This is a genomic window from Bacillus cereus group sp. BfR-BA-01382 (assembly GCF_022663475.1).
Classification (GTDB): domain Bacteria; phylum Bacillota; class Bacilli; order Bacillales; family Bacillaceae_G; genus Bacillus_A; species Bacillus_A thuringiensis_S.
On the sequence record NZ_JAKUFQ010000016.1, the window covers coordinates 42,834 to 62,584 of the forward strand.

Genomic DNA, 19,751 nt, shown 5'->3' on the forward strand with positions numbered 1-19,751 from the left:
AAAAATTTTAGAAACATAGAAAAAACTTCAAAAACTATTTACAATTTCATGTGTTTTATTACATAGTGATTACAAGAAAAAACGCCTGCTCATAAGCAGGCGTTTTTAAAGGATTTCATCAGGGTTTTGAGGATGATGATTTCCCTCTTTCTTTTCTTCTTTTTGGAACATCGATTGAATTTTATCAATTGTTTGCGGAGCTAATTCAATCATTTTTTCTGCTAAATGTGTCGCATTTTGTAAATGAAGAATATTTACTCCATCTTTATTCACCACAAGAAATGCTACTGGTGTAATCGAAACACCACCCGCGCTACCGCCACCAAATGCAGCGTTACCGTTCGCTCTTTGTCCATCATTCGTTTGGAAATCAGAACCTCCTGCTCCAAAACCGAACGCTACTTTAGAAACCGTTAACACCACACCACCGTCAGCCGTTTGAACAGGCTCTCCAACAATCGTATTTACATCAACCATTTCTTTTAAATTTTCCATTGCTGCTTTCATTAACCCTTGAATTGGATGATCCACCGTTCATAACCTCCTTTGTCATATCTTTCCTAGTTTTTCCGAAAGTTTGTGAACTAAACATAAAATTTTATATTGATTTCAAAAAACTTAAGTTGTAATATTTAGAAAAATAAAAAAGAGGTCGATTCGTTATGATGCGAAAATTAACAAAGAAAGATCATGAACAAGTATTCGCTTATCTAAAAGAAGAAGCAGCCCTTAACTTGTTTATTATTGGAGATATTGAAGCTTTCGGTTATGACACAGATTTTCAAGAATTATGGGGAGTATTTAAAGAGAATGGAACATTAAAATCAATTCTACTCCGATTCCACGATTCATTTATACCCTATAGTAAAGAAGAATTTATTACCACTGATTATGAGGCACTTCTTTCCGCATATAAGCCACTTAAACTCTCTGGTAAGTCGACTATCGTAGAACAATTTGAAACTGCTTCAAATATACAACTAGGTACTAAAAATGAAATGTATTTTTGCGAATGTCTAAATGACAACAACTTACCTAGCACACCAATTCATGAAACAATTAAACTTGCCTCACTCGATGATATAGAACGAATTATGAAATTACGAAGTGACATCGCTGAATTTCCGACTACCAATGAATCAGAGAAAATATTAAGTCAGACTATCGAAACAAATACAGGACGCACATACTATATTGAAAAAGATGGCGTGATCATCGCATCCGCCTCTACTTCCGCTGAAAATTCATTATCCGCTATGGTAGTTGGTGTATGTACACACCCGAATTATCGCGGAAATGGCTACGCTTCACTCATATTACAAAAAATGATCCAAGACTTTACGAAAGAAGGCCGAACACTTTGTTTATTTTATAACAATCCAGCTGCTGGACGAATTTATAAACGACTAGGATTTAAAGACATTGAAATGTGGACGATGTATCGATAATAAGAAGTACTCTATAAGAGGAAATAGTTGTAACTTAGCAATAAAAGCCGATTACACAAAAACTTCACACCGTTATTATGAAGAAACTACTTGAGGAGCGAGGACTCTAACTAAAAAATGGTATGCATTCAAACTAAATTTAGACAGATAAAGTGAAACTTTAATCAGTGGGGGGGTTTCTCCATCCCCCACTGATTATTAGTTGAACCAATCGGACTTTTATGGGCAGTTGATCCCCCACCTAACTTCTTTGCTTTCGCTGCATTTTGAGGTGGGGGTCTTACTGCCCATTAAAGCGGGATAAACGCCCCAGTTGCATCTACTCCAGCAATTGGGGCGTTTATCCTCAAATTCTTTCCACTATATTTATGAAACACTTATCACACTTATATCGCTATTATCTTTCCGTACAAATGCCCTTCTAAATATTACTGCGTCTCATTATACTTTGCTTTAAAATCAATATATTCCTGTTTCGCATCTTTGTTATTACCTTGGTGACTATCAAAATATGTATGTATTTGTGATATGTGTTCTACTAACTTTCCTTCTTCATTTCTCTTATTATAATTCATTACAATACTTACTTCCAATATCTGCTCTGAACCCTTTGTAAACTCAATATGCAGTGCGATCGATCCACCACCATATTCATCATATTGTATTTTCAACTTATCATTAATAATACTTTGAAACTCTGATTCAGTTAGTTTATATCCAACAGTACTAGGCTGACCAAACTTTTTTATATCATCTCCTGGCTTCATCTTTAGTTTCCCAATCCCTTTTAAACGATCTACAATTAAGTTCACGTATGAAACATCCAGACTTGAATCCGTACTTTGTACCTGTCCATTCTCATAACTAATATTTGTACTATAATTAACTTCTTCTCTATAATTTTTATTATCTACTTTCGAGGTAATTTCTTGTGTTGTATTTCCATATAAACTTTTATCTTTCGTATTATATATACCTTTCGAAGTTTGATAAATTGTTTTACTGTGCTCTCCATCTTCCTTTTGCTCATATGTACTATATATACCTCTTTGTTTCACATACGCATATCCATCATCACTCGCAGACATAACCTTTTTCATGTCACCTTCATCCAAAGCTTTGACAAACGGCTCATAATCTATCTTTTTTTCAAAAAAACTACATGCTTGTAATAGGCTGATTGCTATTATGATAGTAATCATTTTAGAAACCCTTTTTTTGTTCATTTCATCATCACACTACCCACTCTATATTTTCAATTAGATAACCTACTAATCACTTTTATCACCTTACATAAGTAAATTTTCTTTTCGTAGTTCAAATACTCTCCTATAAATTATTACTTTTTCATCATCAAAACTTACAATACACACTTTCTTTATGCCTTACGTTTCGATTTACTTTTTTTATTTTTCTTTCGATATCTTGGAGTCTCTCTTTTATGTTGCTCCCACGTTTTATTAAATGATGGAAATTTAAATCTGCAATATGCTAATAGTTGAAATTCAGCTGCTCCTATGGCTATCGTATACATTAAAACAGTTCCTATTACATATCCAATAAAAGTATCAAACGCATAATCATTATGAAAATAAATCAAAATAAGAATGATTAATGCGTATATTGAAGCAACTTTCATCATAGTTCCTTTTGTTTTACTAAAAAAGGATACGGATCTTTCATCCATACTAAACGCACCTTCACTTGCCAATTTAAATGTATCTATTGTTGTTACAATATGAAAAATTACTGCTCCTAAATATAGCAAACATTCATAATTCAACGTAATACGATCCATTGAATTATTAGCTATTTCAGAAACAACTAAAACTGTAAGTAATATAGTAGCCATTTGAAGTGCGTATAATAATACGACAAGTGTTTGTAGCTTTTGAAATTTAAATTGAGCTTTTGGAAATAAATATAAAATGAAAAAAATTACTTGCAGAGCATATAACAACACTTCCAGCTTAACAATTCCTATATTAAGGAGAACCATACAGTAATCCCAATCACCTGATACAATAATAGAAAAGACGGCTATTGAACTATAAAGTATTCCTCCAAACATAAATCCTGTAGCACCCTCAGGACTTAAACGATCATTACATGTCATCCTAAACTTATCTAAATCTTCTTCTTTTATATTCCACATCCTGACTTTTCACCTTCTATACAGTTTAAATAATTTTCATTCACTAAAATCCCATTACATTCCTAACTTTTTAAGTACATTCATCTTTGTGTAACTATATTCAGATAATATTATCTCTATATTAATTACCGTACATAATCAGAATACTTTTGATAGTTCAAATAGCCTTCTTTCTCCTCAAAAGCTCTAAATATTCTTCTCTCTTTCACTTAACCATATCCCTCATACTCTATTTTTGTTTCTCTGAAATTGCACTCACTTAGTAAAAACGTTACTGTCATCACAATTGTATCGAGATAATATAGCTTTAATTTTATCTTCAGAAAGGTGATAACCTCCCATCAACAATATGCTAGGAGGTTATTACAGTTATTTAAAATTTGTTTTTTATTTTAATGGATTCGATTTTTGCAAATAATAATGTTATTTAATTTGAGCAGCGAATATTAAAAACATACTGCTTAATAACTCGTAATTAAGTCTTCCCCCTCATATCTAGGGTCTTTCTCAACTTTACCATCTTTTGTTTTGATGACTTTTAGTCTACCTAACCACTCTGCTCCGTTATATGTCTCTTCACTTACCCATACATTATGCTTTTTACCATCTACCTCAACTACTAATGTGGGGTGTGTAAACATGAATTCCTTCTCTACATGCCTACCTACAATTTCTGCATGTAATGATGTACCTTCTTCAACTAATTTACTATTTTGATACCCTTCGATAATAGGTAATCCAATAAATACAAAGAGTATCAGTCCAAATACGATTACTTTCTTCTTTGTACTCCATTTATTCTTTTCTTTCAATTCCTTCTGTCTCGCTTCTCTTTCTTCGCGTTCATCCAAACTCTCATTTAAAGCATCTTCCCATGCCTTAATTTCCGCTTCGATTTCTGCTTCAGCTCTTGCTAGTTGTTCTAGTTGTTCATCGGTTGCTACCATCTCATATGAGTTGTCTCCAACCAAACGAATTTCAGCACCATTTTCTTTTACTTTTCGCAAGTCTTTTTCTGTACAATTAAACTCTCGAATGATTTCCCCTTGTGTGTTTACCAGTCTAACGTAAATGTTTTTTTTCTCCTTCTTCTTAAACATCTGAACTCCCCCTTATTTGTTTCCTATCATAGATAACCCTATTGCAATAAGATAAAGAAAACGATAATAAGGAAAGTCTTCCCTTTGCTTACTTGTGTTGTAGAACCTTCCAAGACAGCCCATATAAAAATTTGGAAAAGAAGAATACCTAGGAGAATATCAATTAACTTGTTGCTACTCTTCTTTAGTGGTTTTTCTTCTACTATCGGTTTTATCTGAACAGCTTCTTTTCTTATTTGTTTCGGTTTCTTTTTCTTACGTCTATGATTCACCCAACATACTCCTTTTAGAATAACTTTTTCCTAACTATAAAAATACCGAAATATCCCCATTTTCCATTTTATAAACCTGTCCAGGTATTACAAAATCTGTGGCTTTAATGGCGCCATCCAAAGGACCATATTCATTTATAAGACTGCGGCAATTCTTCATATTGGTCCCGTATACGTACTTAACCACATCCTTATTTAAAACAGGCGCAGGATTTAAAGCTAATACGTTTATATTATCTTCTTGATGTCTTAATGCAACTGTATTCGCTGCTCTGCCACCTAAAGAGTGCACTAGTAAAGTTATCTTCTTTCCTTTATTACCCGCCTTGACTTTTTCATAAAATTTTTCTGCTTGACTATACTGAAATTCCGCTAATGACCCCAATATAGGTGAATTAGTTAAATTATGCAGCCAAATTGCTCCATCGGTTGCTAAATAGCCTATTTGGCTCGGTTGGTTTCCAACGTATACAATGAAAATTTCATGCGTGTTTCTATCCTCTAAAGCATATGCCCCAAATCCAGTTACTGAATGAATATCATCAGAAACTATAAGATTAGCATTAAAGTTGTCTTGTAATTTCTATTTATTTATTCATTTATTTATTATTGGATCAGAATTATTATATTTTTTCTTGTGCATTATAATCATAAATATCTCTTGCCGATAATCTTAATTTTCCTACATCACTACTTAATTTATAATCTTCCTCGTTCGCCATATTCTCCCCCTTATATATATTAATGGCTTTCTTTAAATTTCTTTTCATATTGTAAATAATCTTTTTTTGATTTCCGATTATTTTCTTCTTTATTACGTAAATATGTTGTTATTTCTTGATCATGCCTAATCATATTATTTTCTTCATTTCTTTGTTTATAGCCTATCGAAATTGTTATCTCTGTTATTTCCATCGGATTTTCCTTTGTATCCTTAGCAGAATTAAATTCAATTAGTAGTGTTGCATAACTAAACTTCTCATACTTTAATTCTAAATTCCCATTAAATATCTCTTTAAATTGAATTTCTGATAAATTATAGCTTATCGTAGCTGGTTGGCTGAAGCTTTTTTTATTCACATTTGGTTTCAATTCTTTTATTCCTTGCACTCTATTAAGCATTAATTTTATATTAGACATATCTTTCCCTCGATTTGAAGCTTCTAGCTGTCCATTTTCGTATCTTATATCTGACTTGAATACAACTTCTTCTTTATATTGTGGGTTGTCACTATGTTTTTCATCCTCAACTGGAGTATTGACTTTCTTTTGTGCCTCACCAAAAAGAATATTATCTTTAATACTATAAATACCTTGCGTTGTTTGATAAACTACTCCTATTTGCTTATTATTATCCTCAATAAAAGTGCTATCCCTAACCTCTTCTTTCACATACACATACCCTTCATCACTCGCAGACATAACCGTCTTCATATCACCTTCATCCAATGCCTTTACTAATCTCTCATACTCTATCTTCGTCTCCCCAAAACCACATCCACTTAATAAATTTGCTACTATTGACAGAACTATTATCATCTTAGCTTTCTTCTTTAACTTCATACTGACACCCTTATTCAATCAAAATAAGCTTTCCTCTTTCCATTTTTGGAAGAGGAAAGCTTATTTCCTTTTAAATTTCTTTTTTTCCCTTTATTTCTAACTCTTGTGCTTGTTGTTGCTTTTTATTTTTTTCAATTACTTTTTCAACAAACTCATTTCGCCACATTTTAAACTTAGCTGCGAATTGACCTTCAATTTTATTTCGATACCCTTCAAATTTAACCTCTGCAATATCCGTGTGGTTAAATAATTTATACGTTTCTTCGGTTAAACCCACTGGATGCAACACTCCACCATAATCATAGAATGTGTTTTCATCAAGTAATAAACCTCTCGTAGTGATTACATACTCCACATCTTCCTCTTCTTTAAGACCCAATCTTACAACACTGCCTAAAGGTAATACTTTATCCATATAGTCTTTCATATTAATTCACTGTCCCTTTTAGTACGCTAATTTTCTCTTCTATTTTTTGTCTTTTTTTCTCTAATTGACGGATACGATCAATAAATGCCTCACGTGTTTTTCCTTGTAATGTGCTATCAATACTACTCTCTAACCTTCTAATATCCCCCGTTAAAGATGCAGCTGCTTTTTCCAATTGCACTACAACGTTTATAATTTGTTCTCGTCCACCACTAGCTGGAAATGTACTATGAACTCTTGACATTATTGTATGTAAATCCACCTTCATTCCCCTCTCTTTTAAATTTATAAACTTGGAGTTTTAATAATATGAAACTGCTCCTAATTCTTCGTCTTTTGCAAACATAGAAAATACCGCTTCTGAAACATCGTCGTTTAATTGCTTTAAATCTTTTGATAACTCCTTCACATCTTTAGCAATTTCACCTAATAAAGAACGGTTTATCCCCCTGCTGTTGTCATTCATAAAAAGATTTAACAATGAGTGACGATGACTTAATATATGTTCAGATACAATTGCAGCTACATTTGTATCAACTACAAAATCTCCTTTAAACAAATCTAGTAAATCTTGCACGTAAGAAGCTGCAACTTCTTTTGCAATTTCTAAAATTTCACTTGTAGCTAAATATACTACAACACTTCCAGCTAAAAAATTTATAGCAGTATTAAATACAGACTCTAATACTTCTAAAACTTTTTCCTTACATTTCGCTAAAGTTGTTTCAATCCATTCTACAGCGATATCTATCGCTCCTTTTATTTCAACTGTAGCCATTATACTAAATTGGATTGCTTCTGCTGTAATTTGAGATTTTAGCCCTTCATACTTTGTATTTAATCTTGAAAAACCTTCTTGAACTTTATCTTTTAGCTTTTCAAGCTCCTTGCTACCTTGTACAATGTCCGAGTAACCTAATATTCCGTTTATAATAGTAGAAATTGGCGTTGCACTTAATATCAAATTAAGTGTAACTCCAGCTATCTTTTCTTCATGTATAGAAACTTTTCTATGAAATACATCATGTATAGTTCCTGTGTAAATAGCCCCAGCAGATTGAGCAAATTCCAGAAACCCCGGGATAGCATCCCACCCCGTGTCATTATCACTTGTTAGTTTATCAATCCATATTAGATGTCCATTCTCATCATAATCCTTCTCTGTAAAAGCATATGAGTGTCCTGCTTGATTCGGAATTTTATACATTCTTCCTGGAAGTGTGAAGTCTGCTGCCTTTATCCCAATATGTAGAGGATCATTCTGATTAATGATATTCCGAACATTTTTCATATCAAACCCATTACCGAATTTATCTACATCTCGATTTAAAACTGGAGCTGGATTTAGTGTTAAAACATCAATATCGTCTTTTTGATGCCTTAATGCTACTGTATTTGCAATACCTCCGCCCAAAGAATGTCCTGTTATACTAATAGTTTTACCATTAGCATATTGTTTCATTTTTTCATAAAATGCCTCTCCTTGGTCATATTGTTTTACTTTTAATTCATGTTCCCAATTACTAAATGCTAATTTATTTGCATTTGTTAAATTGTGAACACCTATCTCTGCATCTACTACTACATCACTATTGTTGTCTTTTCCAGGTTCCGTCCCAACATATGAAATAATAACTTCTCCTGTTTTATTATCTTTAAATGCGTAAGCAGCAAATCCGGTGTCTTTATCTTCTGCTGAATCTATTAGTCTTGCATTAAATTTTTTTTCTAAGAGATCTTCGTTTTTCTCTTCGGCATCCTCCCCAATATTATTATACGGTTCTTTGCCATCTCTAAAATTATATATATCTTGCCCAGCGAGCTCTAACTTTCCCATATCAGAGTTTATTCTTAAATCCTCTTTTTTTTCCACACCTTTCTTCAAAAAAATCAGCTCCCTTAGAATGATTTATTATTTTGAAAAGACTTTTCATAATTCACATAATCTTGCTTGGCTTCCTGATCATTATCCTTTTTACTACTAAAATTCACAGATATTTGCTGAGTATGTGTTAATAATTTTCCCTCACTATTTTTCTTTTCATATACAATTGAAATTATTAATTGTATTATTTGCATTGGATGCTGTTTCGTATCTTTAGAATCGTTAAAATTAAATACAATTGATGCTGTTTCAAAACTATCATATTGCAAATTCAATTTATCGTTAATTATTTCTTGAAATTGTGATTCCGTTAACGTAAAACCAACTGTATTTGGTTCATTAAATTTCTTTTTATTTCCATCTACTTTCAGTTGTAAACTCCCAACACCTTGCAATCTATTAAAAATTAGTTTTACATGTGAAACATCCAAGCTCGAATCAGTACTGTAACCCTTTCTATCTTTATACATGAACCTAGTGCTATATTTTTCTTCTTCTTTATATTTATTATCCTTATGTCTATCTTTTATGTTCTTAATATCACTTGTTATTTTTTGAGTGGTCTCTCCATACAATAAATTTTCTTTCAAATTATATATACCTTCAGTAGTTTGATATAGTGTATTATGAATTCTGTCATCACCATTTTTTTCTGTCGTAAAATCAATAACCCGTTCCTTCACATACGCATACCCATCATCACTCGCAGACATAACCTTTCTCATGTCACCTTCATCCAAAGCTTTGACAAATGGCTTATAATCTATTTGCTTTTCCCCAAAACCACATCCACTTAATAAACTTGCCACTATTGACACGACTATCATCACCTTAACTTTCTTCTTTAATTTCATACTGTCACCTCGTTAGTTACTCTAGGCATTTTTAGTTTCATTATGTTCCCTTTTTGATAGTAATACACTTCATCTTTACCTAATGGCGCTTCGTTGCTTATATATTTTATGTTGAAGATACTTTGATCATTTAATGGCATTGCGATAATTGCTGCTGTTAGCTTACTTCTCATTTTCATAGGTAGAGCTTCACGATTTCGGTCCATGTAGTCGTGGTGACCTGCTAATACAAAGTAAATACCTACTGTACGAGATAAATCAATTAAAGTCGCTGCATCCTCCATTTCTAAATAAACAAATTTACTAAACTCTTCAACATTTGTCATGATAATGAGTTGTTTTGTGAATGCAGGAATTTCTCTACCTTCTTGTCTTGCTTGTGCTAATTCAAAAGCTCGTTCACGAATTACTTCCATCCAATACTTCGCATGCATATTGATTTCATTTTCGTCTACAATGTAGTGCGTCACATCGTCTTTATATTGAACGAAACTATACTCTGCTGTATCCACCAACGTCACACTTTCAAAATAATCTTTATTCAATTGAGATAGGATGCTAGATACAATTTGTTTTCTCATACTATCATCTACACTATAAATCATTAAATGATCATTCACTGCAATATCATGAGCTACAACTTCTACGTTTGCAAAATCAAGCCCCATTGGAATTCTTGCTGCTTGTAGAGCTTTTGTAACGTCTTTATTTTTACGATAAGTAGCAATATCAATAATTTCTGGCATCATTGGAATTGCCTTCGGACGTTCTCCATCCCATTCTCGGTCCATATCATTTGCTTCTTGTTGTAATAATTGAATTTGCTGTAATTCATCTTCTGCTTTCGTAGGTAATGCAACCTGGAATAATGTGGGAGATTCTAGTTTTATTAACGCTCTTCCTGCTGTTTCTTCCACTTTTATATCAGATCTCCCTACAATACTAGCTACTTCACTTTGATCAATCATATATAGGCAAGTTTGGATTTTAATATTATTGTACAATTGAATTCTAAGTGCATTTTGTCGCCCTGCACTAATTAAGGTATGAATTCCTAAACTTGCACCATCTCGGACAATTTGCATAATTAGCATTTCAAAGCTTTCATAGAACTTCGCTTCTTTTACTGCATCATAATTGTCGATTGCAATAATAATATGTGGTATTTCTTTCCCACTTGCCTTTTCATACATTTCAATATTTGCAACGTCATATTCACTTAATAATCGTTTACGATTTTTCATTTCCTGAGTTAATCTTTCAACAAACTTTAAACATTTTTCAGATTCGTCAATCGTAATCGTATCCGCTACATGAGGTAATCCTTTTAAAGGTAGAAGACCATTTGTTCCAAGGTCCACTAAATACACATGCAAATGCTCCGGACTATGCTGACGAGCTACATCCATAATGACTGATTGTAAGAATGTTGATTTTCCGTAGCCTGGGCTTGAGAAGACCGCTACGTGTCCGTCTTTACTAATATCTAATGTTAATGGTGTTTGTGATTGTAATTCAGGCTGATCTAGTAGACCAACTGTTGCTTGTAATGGTTTCTTTTCTTTCGTCCATGCTTCTTTGAACTGAATTGCATGTAAGTCTTGTAAATATACGCTTTCTGGAAGTGGTGGTAACCACGGTCTAGCTAACGCTTCAATTTCATTTATTTCTGCGTAATCGTGAATGTAGTCAATAACAGCATCCAGTTCAGATGGTACGCTTATTACTTCTTTACTGCTACCAAGTCCACTTAAATCTTCACTTAATATTTCATATTGTCCTAGATCATTTATTGCATAGATTGTTGCGTCTAAATGTTCTTTATCCTCTTTGTTTTCTACATAGTCTGCTCCGCTCCAAGCTGATTGGAATAATTCATAAATTTCATTATTCCCAACTTGTAAGTAAGCACGTCCTGGTAATGTAATTTCAGCAGCATCCGGTGTTTTTAAAATTTCATTACTATCTGACGTATTTTGAACTTTTAGTGCTAGTTTGAATTTCGAGTTACTCCAAATTTGATCATCTACAACACCACTCGGTTTTTGCGTAGCTAATATTAAATGGATTCCGAGTGAACGACCGATACGCGCTGTTGAAACTAACTCTTTCATAAATTCTGGTTGTTCTGACTTCAGTTCCGCGAATTCATCACTAATTAAAAATAGATGTGGCATCGGTTCACTTACTAAGCCTTCTTTATACAGTTTTTGATACTGATTAATATGGTTTACATCATTTTCCCCAAATAATCGTTGTCTTTTTTGTAATTCAGCTTTAATTGATGCGAGCGCTCTCATACTTTGTGCTCCATCTAAGTTCGTAATTGTTCCTAATAAATGCGGTAAGTTTTTGAATAAATTCGCCATACCGCCGCCTTTATAGTCAATTAGTAAAAAGGCTACTTCGTACGGATGGAAATTAACTGCTAGAGATAAAATGTACGATTGTATAATTTCTGATTTACCTGAACCGGTTGTACCTGCTATTAATCCGTGTGGTCCGTGTGCTTTTTCGTGTAAGTTTAAGTTTACGATATCTTCTTTACCACGTAGCCCAAGTGGTACAGCTAAAGATTTATGCGCTGCATTTTTCTCCCAACGACTTGTGATATTCAGTTCTTTTACTTTTTCAACGCCGTACATTTCTAAAAATGTTACGCTTTCTGGAATACTATTTTTTAAGTTTTGCAAATGATTTAATGGTGCTAATGCCCGTGAAATATCTTCTAAATTGAACCCTTTTGGCACATGATTTAGTTTAAATTGACGGTTAACAAGCTCTCCTTGCTCTAAGATGATGTTCCCTTGTTTTGCATCTCTTATATCTATTACCGTTTTCACATGCTCCGGTAAACTTTGCATAACATCTTGTACAAATACAAGTGATACACCTAATTGACTCGGATCATCATTAAAGAATTCCATAACAACATGGTCTAATATTAGTTTTTCATCTGTAATGAGAACGACATAGTGCGGTGCAAAGTACATTTTTTCATTAGTAGAACTTTTTTCATCTAGTTTTAATTTTCGTTCTTTCAATATTTGATACAAACTATTTAACACTTGATCACGGCTACGATCATGGTATACAAATCCACGTACATTTATATCGCGAACACTCCCATGAGGTAACCAGCGCATCCAATCCCATTTTTCTTTTTCTTCTTCCGGAAAAATAGTAATAAACTGCAAGTCATAATAACTATGGAATAAAGCCGTTTGTGCAACTAATAATTGTAATTGCTCTAACACTAAAGAGCGTTGACCAATATAACCGACTGGTCCATTCATTAAATCTGTTACAACTGGTACATCTTCCAATGATAGATAACGCTGTCTTAGTTCACGTGCTATATCAATTAATTCATCTTTCGTTTGACTAAATTCTTCTTCATTAAATTGAATTTCAAAACTCGTATTAGCTTGTCCTGTTCCAACGCTAAATGTTAAGAAATCATGATGTAACATTGTTTTTTCATAAATTCGAGGATTTACTTGAACTGCCATATTACGTATTACTTCTACATTTGGATTGTGATAATGTAATGCGTGACGCTGTTTTTCACTTTCTGCATGTAAATCTTTCGTTTTTTGTTTTATATACTCTCTATAGCTTTTATCTCGTTCAACAATGTCGACTTTATATTGCTTCAAATTTTTAATATACGATGTGACAGAAACAATGATTGTTACTAATGTCATCGCAATCGATGCGATAATAAACATTCCATATTTCATGAAAATAGCAAGTAATACAGTTACGACAATCATGACAAGTGAAGGTGCAATGATTCTTGCTAAATGCTCCGTTGGTTTTGATGGCATACTTGAAGGCTTTGCAATTGTCATTTTCTCTTCTGGTTCACGGTAAATAATACGTGGTGAACGATGATAGTCTGGATAACCACTTTGATAATTCGTTTCTGATTCTACTAAAATAGGTAACGCAGATTTCACTTTATCTTCTGAAGAAAGTACTTGAATGTCTTCACTACCAATCTCCAATAAAATACCATCAAAATATAATACGTCTCCTGATTCCAACATAACGCTATCTTTTAACTTCGTATAATTATGAAATACATCCCCGCCATACACGTTCACTTTAAAAGAATCGTACAACGTTTCGCGAGATAGCATTAAATCTACACTAGTCCCGGTAATAGAAATATCATCGTAATCGTTTCGACTCACTGTAAGAGAAAGTTTCGTTCCGATATCAAACACTTTAGTTGTGCCAATAATAGATATAAAGATTTTCAAGCTCACATCTCTTGTTTTTCCAATCTCAACTTCCTTATTGAATTCTATTAATTGATCCTGTACCATCCAAGCATTTACTTCATTATTCCACTTTAACTCTATTTCTTGTTCTAAACTTGGATTCGTAATATCATTTGTCCACTCTTTTCCAATCGACACTATTGATTGCTCATTTGGATGTAATGTGCACTTATATATTTTGTCTCCATAAGTCAATACTAATAGTTGCTCCATCCGTGTTCACTGCTCCTTTTCAACTGTCTCATCAAGTGCTTACTCTTTTTTCTCTGTGTCCGACAAATTTTTATCGCTTGATGAATTGCCATATTTCTTTTTATATTCATCTAATTGTTGCTCATATGTTTTTAACTTTTGATCACGTTCTTCTCCTGATAAATCCGGATTATTTTTCAGTGATTCAATTTGTTTAACAAGGCCGTACATAATAAGCTGAGGATCATCAAGTGTCTTAGCTAAATCTAATGATTTATCAAAATTACCTTTTCCGTTATACATCCAATACAGCAAATACTTTTCATCACTTTTCAAACTAATGTTTTTCATAATCGATTTCTTTTGAGCTTCACCTAGTTTTTCAGCTGTAATGTATGCAAATGCTAACTCATATTTAGATGCAATCGGTAATGATTCAAATTCCTCTTCATTTAATTGCGTAATGACTTTGTCATAATCAGTTGCTATGAAACTTGCATTTGCTTCTAACAATTTATTTTGATAAGGAAATTTTATAAAAGTGAAATATATTAAAGGAGCAGCTAAAATAACTGTCGCCGCTATGAAGGAAAAAGCTAAGTATTTAAACGATTTATAGCTTTTTTTAGGTACTAACTGCATATTTTTCTCTGTTTTTGTTTGTTCCTTCTCAAAGCTGTCATCAAGAAACTGCAGTAATGCATCTAAGCTTTCCATTTGAGCAACGGTCTGTTCAAATGTTGTTTCTTTTGCATCTTTTAGTAACCCAGCATACAAATCATCAAAGTTATGTTTTTGGGAGAATAAAGCAATAATTAGACACTTATATTGTGTTAAAAATTGTTCTTCTGATAACGGGGTTGGTGGAACAATATCTCGAATTCCTCTATGTATAATACTTGGTATTAAATTAGCATTAAAAACTATATTGTCTGGATGTAAAAAGAACGTGATTCGTTTATTCAAATATTTACGAAACTGCGCAACATTCCGAAGTAGTCTTAATTTCTCATTTCTTCCAAAACGGCTAAGATTGTCCCACTTATATAATTTTTTATCTACTTGATATAGAAACGTAAACATATCATCCGCTTCTTCTATTGTTAATGGTACAAATTCAGATGATACGCCCGTAATTATATCGAATTGACGGAAGTCTTTTATACGTGTTTGAGATTTGGTCATCTCCAATTTCCAATTTTCTTTTTCTATTTGAAATTGATAGTTCATTGCATCAATTTGAATTATTTTTTCCGTCATGTTTATCCTCTTCTCCTTTTCTTTATAACCCGTAATAACTTATTTTCAAATAACTAAAAGTAAAAAATATTCTTTATAAAACTTGCAAAATATCTCCATCTGTTATTTGGTGATCAATTAAACGATCATTATCTGTTAAAACAATTGACTTATTTTTCACTTTAATTACAAAATGTGAACCTTCATGATTATCAATCTTTAGCGTATCTAATAAGTTTTTCAATAAATATTTAATAGATTGGTGATTCGGAATACGCAAATCGTATGTATTTCCATTCCATTTATTAAAATCTACTGTGACATTAATATGTGTTTGTATTGCCATCGCTTTACCTCCAACTTTTACGAAGAACCGTATAAATACCGATGCAAATAAGTAGAATGCCACCGCCAAATAATAATATTATTGTTATACTAATTGGCTCTTCATTCATTGTTTCATTACTCGCTACTTCATCTGCACTTTTTCTGACAATGTATTCACTGCTAAACAAACTATTTTTCGTATCTTTAACACTATTATTCTCTTTTTGTTTTATAAAAAGAGAATCTCGCAGAGCTTCCATATCTTTTTGTTCTTTCTTTTTCTTTTTCTCAATTTCTTCTTCTATATCTTGGTTAAATAACTCAATTGATGCTTTATCTAATTCTGTTTCCTTATGTTCCTTTTTATTTTTTTCTTGGTCGCTTTCTTCAAGTCGATCCACTTTAAACTTAATCTTCCCATCATCACCAAGATAACTGTCAGCCGCGCTCCTTATCGGTAGCGCGACAAACAGTAAAAGGATAGAGAGAAATGATAACTTAGCCACTATGCTCCATTGTTTGATCATTTACTTCTTTTTCCTCCCATTTCTTATGCCATACAAATAGATTACTAACCAATCCAATAATGGCAATTACAAACAATACGACAAAAATAACTTTCCCAGTATCTTTACCACTAATAAAATCATTTAGAAAACTTTCTATATACTGAAGCGGTGAGAATTGACGTATCTTTCCGACAGAAGACATTTGATCTACTTTACTTCCAACTGCCTCAGTTAAAAATAGGTACATGCTTAAAAATACTAATAGTATAAACATTCCTACCATTTTTATTTGTCGTAATAAGTAGGTTGAGACCAATACAAACGCCATCATAATAAATGTGATGAACGCAATCCATAGTAAACTTTGATCCTGACCGAACTTTAAAAGACGCCCAGAAATGATACCTATACTAATTCCTTCCACAATTGATATACCGAAAGCTACTACTGTAGTTGGTACATTCATATCAATTAATGAGAATTTCTCTTCAAAATGATCCGATTGCATTCGTTTCTTTTCTTGATTCGCAATTGCGTATGCTGTAAATAATGCAACAATGAAACAAGTTAATACAATTAAGTACGGTGTAAAAGCATTACCTGCTACAATTACTCCATCATTTTGCTTTTGAACTGGACTAGCTAAAAAGTCATATAGCATTTCATTTTGACGATCTCCAATACGACTATTCGCTAAAATTTTCGTAAAGTTTTTGGAGAATGATTTATCATCTTCCATTTTCTTTGTAAAGTCATTTAATAATAAATCAGCTTTTGAAACAATTGTCGTTCCGCTGTCTTGAATTTCTTTTGCTTGTCCATTAATTTGATCAAATGTTTTATATACATCGTCTGAAGTTGCTAAACTATGCTTCGAACTTTCGACCAATGACTGACTTTGCATCATTAATGATTTAATACCAGAATCTAACGATAAAACAGCCGTTTGCTCACCAGCATGATTTGTTGTTACTACTTGCTGCTCTTCAACTAGCTTTAAGCTATTCTCACGCCATTTCGCTAAACCTTTTACATACTCTCCTAAATTTTCATTCATACTAGTTGCTTGTTGCGTCGTTCCATTTAATTTCTCCGCTAGTAGCATAGAATTTTGATCCGCACTAGTAATAGATTGTTGATAAGAGTTTATTTTTTGTTTTAAACCTGACATATCTTGCTTTATTTCTGTAGTAATACTTGATGAAACAAGATTTGAAATTAAATCGATTAAGCTTTGTTTATTTAATACGTAGTACAAAGATTGATCCGTCGCAATTGCATCTAAACTTCCCTCTTCTAACTTAGGACCTACATCTTTCGTTCTTAAATCAATCCCATAATACATTTCGTAAAGGCTCATTAAACCTTGATAACTTTCGACTGTATCTACTGCTTCTTTTATTAATACACTAGAAGTAATATCTGGTATTTTTTCTGTTTTTTGATGTATCACTTGATTCGTTGTACTTTCAATAACTTTACCGTTATCTGTTCCCGTTTCGCCTCCTGGATTTCCTCCGGTTCCGTTATCTGTTCCCGTTCCGCCTCCTGGGTTTCCTCCAGTTCCGTTATCTGTTCCCGTTCCGCCTCCTGGGTTTCCTCCAGTTCCGTTATCTGTTCCCGTTCCGCCTCCTGGGTTTCCTCCGGTTCCGTTATCTTTCCCTGTTGTGTTTTCCATTTTTTTAATAATAGGCGTTTTAGCATTGTGTACTAACGGCATTATGCCATACTGTGACTTATGAACCACATTTTCCACCTTGCTATTTTCCGTTTGTGTTCCTTTATCTTCTTTGTTAGGTTTTTCTTTTTCAGGACTAGTTTCTTTTGTATGAGTCCCACTCAATTCCCACTGCCATGTTACAGGAGAGAAAACATCTATATTGATGTTTGGATCTTTTAACTTCACATCCAAGCTAATCTTTATATCCCCTTCATTACGAGGAGCTATTGTAATTTCTCCTGCTTCGCTTTGAAGAAAGTCACTTGTACGATCCACATCATCAATATGTAAGAATCCTGTACTTCCATCTAGTTTAAATTCTTCTGGAATACTTATCTTCAAAATTTGCGGAGATTCCATTTTAATTACTTTCGCAGTATCACTAAATGTAATTCCCTCTGTATAAAGTCTATCCTTTACTTCTTTAATTGCGTTTCCTAAAGATATTTTATTTACAGGATCATAATAAAAATTATTTTCTTTATTATATTTTTTTGTAAATTGAATTACATTTTGCAGTTGTAATTTCGTCGCATCTGGTAAATCACTTTGACCGATTTCTTCCATGTTTAAACTAGGTAATTTCGCAATTAAATTCTCGATTTGTTTCTTTATTCGAGCATCTGGTTGTTTCATTAATGTATTTATGAAAATTTCTTGCTTTCCATCATTCGACATAGATTGCTTTAACTTCTTAATTACCGTCTCTTGAATATCACTTTCTAACTTTCCTGCAAGTTCTGTATCATATTCAGATACTTGTTTTTTTACATCTGCTAAATATTTTTGAACTGCTGAAGCATCAGTTAAAATATTTGGTTCTTTCTCTGAAAACGTAAATTGATTTGAAATACTTTTATTAGCTGATTCCAATGCACTTAATTGCTTTAAAGCATCGCCTGTATTCATATCATTCATATATTGATTGAATTGATTTGTGAAATTATTCGCTAACAAATTGTTATCAGTTTGCATTTTTTGAAAGTTATTAAAACCATCTAAGTACGTACTGTTAGATTTATTCCCTTCATCTAACGCTTGACCGAAACCTTTTAAAACATCCTGAAATCCTTTGAAACTATTAACAGAAACACCTGTATAATCTTGTACTGTTTTAAATTGATTTGTGTAATTTGCTAACGGACTATGTATATCTTTTTTATACATAGTTGTTTGAACGTTTCCTTTTTCAATTATTTTACCTATATTATCTTGTGCACCTTGTAGCTTACCGATAATACTCGCAAAATAAACGTCGATTATTTGCTTATTGAAATCTTCTAAAATAACAGAAGCTGTATTTTCTGCCTCAGCTTTCAAATCCTTATTCCCAGTTGCATTTACTTTGTAGTTTAACGTTAATTTCTCCGGAATCTCTGAATCAATCGCAACTGCTTTCCTAGAAAAATCATTTGGAATAACAATCATCATATTGTAATTATTATTTTTCAATCCATTTTCTGCTACCCCGCGACTAACTACGTACCATTCTTGTTTCGTATTTTTATTTACATTTTTAACAAATTGATCCCCAAACGCTATTTTATTGCCCTCAAAAACAGTGCCCTGATCTTCATTTACCAACGCAACTGTCATTTTTGGTGTAGTATTCTCATTAGCTTTCTTAACATTTTGATTTAATGCTAAATAGGAGACCCCTGTTGATAGTACAAGAGCTAAAATAATAAACAACAAGATGCTCCATTTGAACTTTTTCACAACTTATCACTCCTGTGACTGCGAGTCTATCTAATGAAAGACTTCGTATCTT

Annotated in this window: 14 protein-coding genes and 4 pseudogenes; 1 reads left to right on the top strand and 17 read right to left on the bottom strand. The window is 32.8% G+C overall.

The window, feature by feature from the left end:
• Positions 1–105 precede the first annotated feature (105 nt).
• The gene (gene ytfJ, locus MR160_RS09695; RefSeq protein WP_000349986.1) at positions 106–531 is read right to left on the bottom strand and encodes a GerW family sporulation protein; all 426 of its coding nucleotides are present in this window, start codon (positions 529–531) and stop codon (positions 106–108) included.
• A 131-nt stretch (positions 532–662) separates the two neighbouring features.
• Here ytfJ and MR160_RS09700 point away from each other — a divergent pair, with 131 nt between their 5' ends.
• On the top strand, positions 663–1,448 hold the full coding sequence (locus MR160_RS09700; protein ID WP_242297271.1) for a GNAT family N-acetyltransferase: 786 nt from the start codon (positions 663–665) through the stop codon (positions 1,446–1,448).
• Between the two features lie 428 nt (positions 1,449–1,876).
• Here MR160_RS09700 and MR160_RS09705 read toward each other — a convergent pair whose 3' ends face one another.
• The 16 genes and pseudogenes from MR160_RS09705 to esaA all read right to left on the bottom strand — a co-directional run bounded on the left by MR160_RS09705 (position 1,877) and on the right by esaA (position 19,699).
• The gene (locus MR160_RS09705) at positions 1,877–2,650 is read right to left on the bottom strand and encodes a DUF3952 domain-containing protein (RefSeq protein ID WP_000628346.1); all 774 of its coding nucleotides are present in this window, start codon (positions 2,648–2,650) and stop codon (positions 1,877–1,879) included.
• 176 nt (positions 2,651–2,826) lie between these two features.
• Positions 2,827–3,603 carry a hypothetical protein gene (locus MR160_RS09710; protein ID WP_242297273.1) on the bottom strand — a complete coding sequence of 259 codons (777 nt, stop codon included), beginning with the start codon at positions 3,601–3,603 and terminating at the stop codon, positions 2,827–2,829.
• Positions 3,604–4,064: 461 nt separating this feature from the next.
• A complete protein-coding gene (locus MR160_RS09715; RefSeq protein WP_000473563.1) occupies positions 4,065–4,703 on the bottom strand; it encodes a hypothetical protein in 639 nt (212 codons plus the stop codon).
• 12 nt (positions 4,704–4,715) lie between these two features.
• Positions 4,716–4,975: pseudogene (locus tag MR160_RS09720) on the bottom strand (hypothetical protein).
• A 37-nt stretch (positions 4,976–5,012) separates the two neighbouring features.
• Positions 5,013–5,697: pseudogene (locus MR160_RS35080) on the bottom strand (lipase); the annotation flags it as partial.
• A 19-nt stretch (positions 5,698–5,716) separates the two neighbouring features.
• A complete protein-coding gene (locus MR160_RS09730) occupies positions 5,717–6,538 on the bottom strand; it encodes a DUF3952 domain-containing protein (RefSeq protein WP_118961975.1) in 822 nt (273 codons plus the stop codon).
• A gap of 70 nt (positions 6,539–6,608) precedes the next feature.
• Positions 6,609–6,965, bottom strand: coding sequence for a DUF4176 domain-containing protein (locus MR160_RS09735; protein WP_000656384.1), 357 nt, complete (start codon positions 6,963–6,965; stop codon positions 6,609–6,611).
• A 1-nt stretch (position 6,966) separates the two neighbouring features.
• A complete protein-coding gene (locus MR160_RS09740; protein WP_000363098.1) occupies positions 6,967–7,227 on the bottom strand; it encodes a hypothetical protein in 261 nt (86 codons plus the stop codon).
• A 39-nt stretch (positions 7,228–7,266) separates the two neighbouring features.
• Positions 7,267–8,850, bottom strand: coding sequence for a Tle-like phospholipase domain-containing protein (locus MR160_RS09745; protein ID WP_000715953.1), 1,584 nt, complete (start codon positions 8,848–8,850; stop codon positions 7,267–7,269).
• Positions 8,851–8,864: 14 nt separating this feature from the next.
• Entirely contained in the window at positions 8,865–9,704 is an 840-nt protein-coding gene (locus MR160_RS09750; RefSeq protein WP_000768496.1) for a DUF3952 domain-containing protein, read from the bottom strand.
• Positions 9,701–13,930 (bottom strand): annotated as a pseudogene (essC, locus tag MR160_RS09755) (type VII secretion protein EssC); the annotation flags it as partial. The pseudogene essC and the gene MR160_RS09750, both read right to left, overlap by 4 nt.
• Positions 13,925–14,206, bottom strand: a pseudogene (locus MR160_RS35305) (FtsK/SpoIIIE N-terminal domain-containing protein); the annotation flags it as partial. The pseudogenes MR160_RS35305 and essC, both read right to left, overlap by 6 nt.
• 39 nt (positions 14,207–14,245) lie before the next feature.
• Positions 14,246–15,445 carry a type VII secretion protein EssB gene (gene essB / locus MR160_RS09760; RefSeq protein WP_000136616.1) on the bottom strand — a complete coding sequence of 400 codons (1,200 nt, stop codon included), beginning with the start codon at positions 15,443–15,445 and terminating at the stop codon, positions 14,246–14,248.
• Positions 15,446–15,518: 73 nt separating this feature from the next.
• Positions 15,519–15,770 (bottom strand): EsaB/YukD family protein, encoded by a 252-nt coding sequence (locus tag MR160_RS09765; protein WP_001007566.1) that lies wholly within the window; start codon positions 15,768–15,770, stop codon positions 15,519–15,521.
• 4 nt (positions 15,771–15,774) lie between these two features.
• A complete protein-coding gene (essA, locus tag MR160_RS09770) occupies positions 15,775–16,278 on the bottom strand; it encodes a type VII secretion protein EssA (protein WP_000595661.1) in 504 nt (167 codons plus the stop codon).
• Positions 16,250–19,699, bottom strand: a complete 3,450-nt coding sequence (esaA, locus tag MR160_RS09775; RefSeq protein WP_242297277.1) for a type VII secretion protein EsaA — start codon at positions 19,697–19,699, stop codon at positions 16,250–16,252. The genes essA and esaA overlap by 29 nt, the downstream gene beginning before the upstream one ends.
• Positions 19,700–19,751: the final 52 nt, after the last annotated feature.

Coding starts and splice junctions, on each gene's coding strand:
- MR160_RS09700 (WP_242297271.1), top strand. CDS start 663: ATGATGCGAAAATTAACAAAGAAAGATCATGAACAAGTATTCGCTTAT.
- MR160_RS09705 (WP_000628346.1), bottom strand. CDS start 2,650: ATGATTACTATCATAATAGCAATCAGCCTATTACAAGCATGTAGTTTT.
- MR160_RS09710 (WP_242297273.1), bottom strand. CDS start 3,603: ATGTGGAATATAAAAGAAGAAGATTTAGATAAGTTTAGGATGACATGT.
- MR160_RS09715 (WP_000473563.1), bottom strand. CDS start 4,703: ATGTTTAAGAAGAAGGAGAAAAAAAACATTTACGTTAGACTGGTAAAC.
- MR160_RS09730 (WP_118961975.1), bottom strand. CDS start 6,538: ATGAAGTTAAAGAAGAAAGCTAAGATGATAATAGTTCTGTCAATAGTA.
- MR160_RS09735 (WP_000656384.1), bottom strand. CDS start 6,965: ATGAAAGACTATATGGATAAAGTATTACCTTTAGGCAGTGTTGTAAGA.
- MR160_RS09750 (WP_000768496.1), bottom strand. CDS start 9,704: ATGAAATTAAAGAAGAAAGTTAAGGTGATGATAGTCGTGTCAATAGTG.
- essB (WP_000136616.1), bottom strand. CDS start 15,445: ATGACGGAAAAAATAATTCAAATTGATGCAATGAACTATCAATTTCAA.
- MR160_RS09765 (WP_001007566.1), bottom strand. CDS start 15,770: ATGGCAATACAAACACATATTAATGTCACAGTAGATTTTAATAAATGG.
- essA (WP_000595661.1), bottom strand. CDS start 16,278: ATGATCAAACAATGGAGCATAGTGGCTAAGTTATCATTTCTCTCTATC.